This is a genomic window from Streptomyces herbicida (assembly GCF_032656585.1).
Taxonomy (GTDB): domain Bacteria; phylum Actinomycetota; class Actinomycetes; order Streptomycetales; family Streptomycetaceae; genus Streptomyces; species Streptomyces herbicida.
Genome location: NZ_JAUYWJ010000085.1, coordinates 1 through 1,471 on the forward strand (window position 1 = coordinate 1; position 1,471 = coordinate 1,471).

General features: G+C 67.6%; 1 protein-coding gene. It reads right to left on the reverse strand.

Going from position 1 to position 1,471, the window contains the following annotated elements; all coding sequences use genetic code 11:
- Positions 1-197: 197 nt before the first annotated feature.
- The gene (locus Q8A52_RS48820) at positions 198-1,430 is read right to left on the reverse strand and encodes an IS4 family transposase (RefSeq protein WP_316765150.1); all 1,233 of its coding nucleotides are present in this window, start codon (positions 1,428-1,430) and stop codon (positions 198-200) included.
- Positions 1,431-1,471 lie beyond the last annotated feature (41 nt).

Genomic DNA, 1,471 nt, shown 5'->3' on the forward strand with positions numbered 1-1,471 from the left:
CAATACCGGTAACTTAGGGCTTTGGTGTCCGCTTGACCCGTTTGGGTTTGGTGGCGCCAACGATGGTGACGGCCGGAACACATGGGCGGTCTGCGACGCGGTGGGCGGCGCGTTTGAGCGGCCAGCCGGCGACTTTGCGTTTGATGACGCGGGGGTTGGCCCGGCGGCGTCGCCGTGGCAGGAGGCGTTCGAGGAGTTCAGCTTGGGTGGCCTGGATGGCGCGGGCGAGTCGGCCGGGGGGAAAATGCCGCCTGGTCGGTGACCTGGCGGCGCACGACGCGCAGTGAGCGGGTGAAGGAGATCCGGTCGGGGTCCTGGTCGGCTTGCCGTGCGGCCTGGTGCATGAGGTGCCGGATGGCGTGGTGGACGAGCAGGAAGCCGTAAAGTTCCTGCTCGGCCCCGTCAGGGTGTTGCGAGCGCAGTACCAGGTGTGGCCCGCCGAGGTGGGTCTTGATTTCGTCGAGGGTGGACTCGAACTCCCATCGCTGGGCGTAGAGGGCGGCCAGTTCCGCGGCCGGGGCCTTGTCCGGGTCGAGGATCGTGGTGATGAGCCGGTAGACGCCTTCATGGCCGGCGACGGTGTATTCCACCGCGCGTACCGGCACCCCACGACGGGTGTGGTGGATGTCGCTGCGGTCGAAGATCTCGGTGAGATACGAGCCGTCCGGCAACTGCTCGACCACCGGCAGCACGAGGTCTTTGCGGACCCGCCACAATAGGTCCGCCCCGGTCGCCGCTGCCTCGCGCCACAGGTCCACGCCGCAAAAGCCGCGGTCGGCCAGCAGCAGCATCCCCTGCCGCAGGGACCCCAGCACCGCCCGGGCCAGAGTCTGCTCTCCGGTGCGAAGAGCTGCGAGCGCGACGTCGAAAACGGCGTGGGTGCCGCACTCCACCAGGCCGACCATGCGCAACTGCGGATAGCCGACGTCCTGTTCACCCCGCCCGGAGCGGGGCGGACGGCCGAACGCCTCCACGTTCGCCTTCGTGTCGGGCAGGTCAAATGTGGTGCCGTCGATCGCGGTCAGCCGCCAGTCGCGGTAGAAGGCGCCCTGAGTGTCCGGTGTGGCAACCGGACGGCACACCCGCGCGAACAACTGCCGCATCGGCGCCACCCCCAGCCGAGACCTGGCTTTCCAGATCGCCGCCGTACTCGGCACCACCCACGATGCACGCCAACGCCGCGCACCCTGCAAACCCGTGGTCAGCAGCCGGGCGACCTCCTCATAGCTCTCCCCGGAGAACAGGCACATCGCCAACACGAAGTAGACCACCAGCCGGGCCGGCAACAGCCGGTTCCGCTGCTGCACCCGACCCGTCTCCGCCAACACCTCATCCACCAGCGACTGAGGAAACGCCTGTGTCAGCACCCCGACCGCGACCCGATCCGACAGTCGCCCACCTGATGACTTCAGTTGACCTGCTCTTGGCACACCACAACAACGACCAGATTGCCCCTAAGTTACCGGTATTG